Genomic DNA, 3299 nt, shown 5'->3' on the forward strand with positions numbered 1-3299 from the left:
GGCCCGGACCCCGGGCCCGGCACTGGCCTGCCCATATCTCACCTTCGTCACCGACCGGCGCTACGGTGTCCCCCATGCGCCCCGACACGCCCGCCGAAAACGTCGACCACGCCGCCGAAGCGGCCCGCCTCGAGCGGACCGCCGGCCTGTACCCCGAGGACGCCGAGGCCCTGCTCCTGCAGGCCGCGGCCCATCTGGAACTGTCCGGCGACCTCCCCGCCGCGACGACGCTCTACGACCGCCTGCTGTCCTCGTCCACCGGGCTGGAAAACCCGTACCTGGTACGAGCACTCAAGGCATCGAACCTCTGGGAGTACGGCCACGAGGCCGAAGCCAGGGCCATCATCGAGGGAGTCCGCACGGCATCGCCCCGCGACCCGGCCCCCTGGGTCATCGTCGCGGAGGCCCTGGAATCACACGACGAGCTGGAGCAGGCGCAGGAGACGTTCACAGAGGGCGTACGTCTCCTCCTCACGGACGTACCGGAGCCCCCGTACGCCACCCACCCCCTCCTCTTCGGCCGCCACCGCGTACGCCGCATGCTGGGCGCGGCCCACGACGAGTGGGACGCCCTCGCGGAAAGCGTCCACACCTCACCGGTCTCCCTGGACGAACTCCACGACCCGAAGCGGGTGTGGTCCCTGGGCTCGGACGACCCGGCGGAACTTCGCGCGGAAATCTCAAGGTTGCAGGCGGAGCTAGGCACGTACCGGGCGGCCCTGTCCCGCCCCTTCCCGGTGGCCGTACTCCACTGGCCGGCAACCGAGCTGGCGGAACTGATCGCCGCCTACCCCACCCTGGCCACGGAGTACCCCTCCCACGAGGAGCACCTGGCGACGATAGAGGCCTCCCTCCGAGAACTCGCGTCCTCAGGCACCCCGAACCTGGGAATCGTGACGGGAACGGTCCCGTCGTACGAGGCCTTCGCGGCATCGGAAGGCGCATCCCCCGCAGACCCAACACTGCTCCCCCAGTACGCGACCACCCTCGCGGCCCGGGGCCGCGCGGTGGAGTGGCCACCGCAGCAGGGAGCGTTGTGCTGGTGCGGGTCAGGACAGGCATATGGGGGCTGTCACGGGGCGCAGGCGGCCTGACGCCACACGACACGAACGCACGACCGTACCAACGCACGACCGTGATCCGAAGCGGCGAGAGCCGCCTCGGATCAAGCAGCCGGCCGCCGCCACGCGACCTCAGTGCGTACTGACACTGATCGCTCATTCCCGATAGACGGGTGGGGTGTTGGTGTACGTGTGGCTGGTCGGGGCCGTCCAGGTAGTGGTGCCGGTGCGCCGATCCCGCCTGACCTCCCAACCGGGATGATGAGTCTTGAGCCGATGATGCCGACGGCACAACGGCTGCAGATTGTCAGGAACCGTCGGCCCACCCCGCTCGGGATGACGGTGGTCGAACGGCCGAATGTGGTCGAGGTCGCAGCGATGGGCGGGCATCCGGCAGCTGGGAAAGGCGCAGTACTGATCCCGAGCGATCACATGCCTCTCCGTCTCGGCCGTGGGCCGATAGGTCGTGGGATCGGTCTTCACCACCAGCCCGGTCTCCGGCTCGGTCAACAGCCGCCGCCAGATGCTGCCGGGCGCGAACGCCAGCTCCCGAGCCTGCGAGCCGGTGACAGGCCCATACCCCTTCAACTCGGCGGGCCCGTCCTCAGCCCCCAGCAGAATGTCAAAGGGCACAGTCACCTGCACCACAACGGCGCTCCGCCCTGACCCCGCATCTGCCCCCAACCCACCTACCGCACCGGGCTGATCGACCACCAACTCGAACAGCGCATCAGCCCGCTTCTGCTCAAGACTCCGCCCATCATCGCCATACCCCTGAGCCCGGGAGTCGACGGCCTGCTCCATCAGCGCGGCCTGCTGCGCGGGCAGCACCGCCCCGAACACGGCCATCCCGTCATCCTTCGGATAGTGCAAAAGCTCCCGCTCCCGCACCCTCTGGCGATGCCGCAGCTCGGCCCCCTCCGGATCGGCCCGAAGAATCTCCCGCCGCAACGAGGCCCGAGTCTGCCCAGCGGCCTGCGCAGGCATCTTGCCCACCATCACCGCCTCCACCTGCCCGGCGACCTCGTCATCAACCACCTCCAGCTGCTCGGCAACCGCCTGAGCCTGAACGTAGGAGATCCGCCCCTCAGCAAGCAGCCCAACAGTGGCCTCATGCCGACCACCCAGCAAACTGGCCACCTTCAGCCGCTGTGCAGCGGTGACATTGGCCAGCCGCAACGCACAGGCCACCTCTTCCACCGCCGTATCCCAAGAAGCAGCGAACACATCATCCAGCCGCCCATCCCCAGCCAAGATGACCGCCTCCGGCGTCTCGGCCCGCTCGGCAATAGCAGCCAACACCTCCACTTGCTTGGCCTGCACCCAAGACAGATACGCCTCCAACACCACCAGCGCATCAACAAGCCCTCGCCCGGACAACCCGGCCACATCCAGCCCACCCAACAGCCCGGCACCAGCGCCTCCCGGCCCCTCCTCCCGCAGCCGAGCCACCCACTCATCCAAGGACGCATCCTGCGCCAGACCCGCAACCACGCGATCTTCCAGCGGCGGGCCAGACGACACCCCACCCCCACCACTCGCCGAACCAACCCCGCACTCAGCCACAGCACTCACCCCCCTGCCCAAAACCGCACCCCGAACTCACCCCTCCCACAAGCGAGTTCACACAACCAATTATCGCTCACTCAGAGTGATAACACCAGGTCAATCCCATACCCGAAAGGGTGAACCACTCCCGCACAAGGACCCGACCGCCACCCGCACACCCCACTGCGCCGCCGCCGCAACCCCTCTGAACCGACAGCCGCAAACCGACCCCACCACCCCACCCCCGCGCCCCACTCACCACCGAACGACGCTAAGCCAGCCCGGCGTGCTGGCGAGACGCCCCCGCGCCCACCAACCCCGGCCCAGCCCACAGCCGACCCCACCCCAAACCCACCTCGGCCACCCGCCTCTCCGGGCCGCCCGCTCGCTTCCAACCCGTGCTGGAGCGGCCCGTGTCCAGGGTGGCCCGCAGGGCCATCGCCGAAGGCGACGCGAAGCGCCCTTGATACGGGGCGCGGAAGCACGACACTGCCAATGAAGCGGGCGACCAACGGCAACCACAACGACGCACGGCGCTGCAGTACCTCAGTCCTCCGCAACGCCTAAGGCCTGTCCCGCAATTGATCTTCGACTCGAGTTGGACGCCGGTCCCCCTGGCGCGGCTTGCTCGCCTATCCGGCGAGGGCGAGGTTATGCAGGCGGGCAATGCCGAGCATGGCGTGGTGAACA

The 3299-nt window shown here is 68.7% G+C and carries 2 protein-coding genes; one reads left to right on the forward strand and one right to left on the reverse strand.

The genetic code is table 11. The features are described from left to right. The first annotated feature begins 74 nt into the window (after nt 1-74). Nucleotides 75-1094 carry a hypothetical protein gene (locus ACTWQO_RS48365; protein ID WP_443243792.1) on the forward strand — a complete coding sequence of 340 codons (1020 nt, stop codon included), beginning with the start codon at nt 75-77 and terminating at the stop codon, nt 1092-1094. Between the two features lie 123 nt (nt 1095-1217). On the opposite strand, the gene ACTWQO_RS48370 is transcribed toward ACTWQO_RS48365, so the two are convergent. Beyond that, on the reverse strand, nt 1218-2525 hold the full coding sequence (locus ACTWQO_RS48370) for a DUF222 domain-containing protein (RefSeq protein WP_443243793.1): 1308 nt from the start codon (nt 2523-2525) through the stop codon (nt 1218-1220). Nucleotides 2526-3299 lie beyond the last annotated feature (774 nt).

This window comes from Streptomyces sp. 4N124, assembly GCF_052245395.1.
In the GTDB taxonomy this organism is placed as follows: domain Bacteria; phylum Actinomycetota; class Actinomycetes; order Streptomycetales; family Streptomycetaceae; genus Streptomyces.

Excerpts from the sequence above, each read along its gene's own strand:
- ACTWQO_RS48365 (WP_443243792.1), top strand. The coding sequence starts at position 75 with ATGCGCCCCGACACGCCCGCCGAAAACGTCGACCACGCCGCCGAAGCG.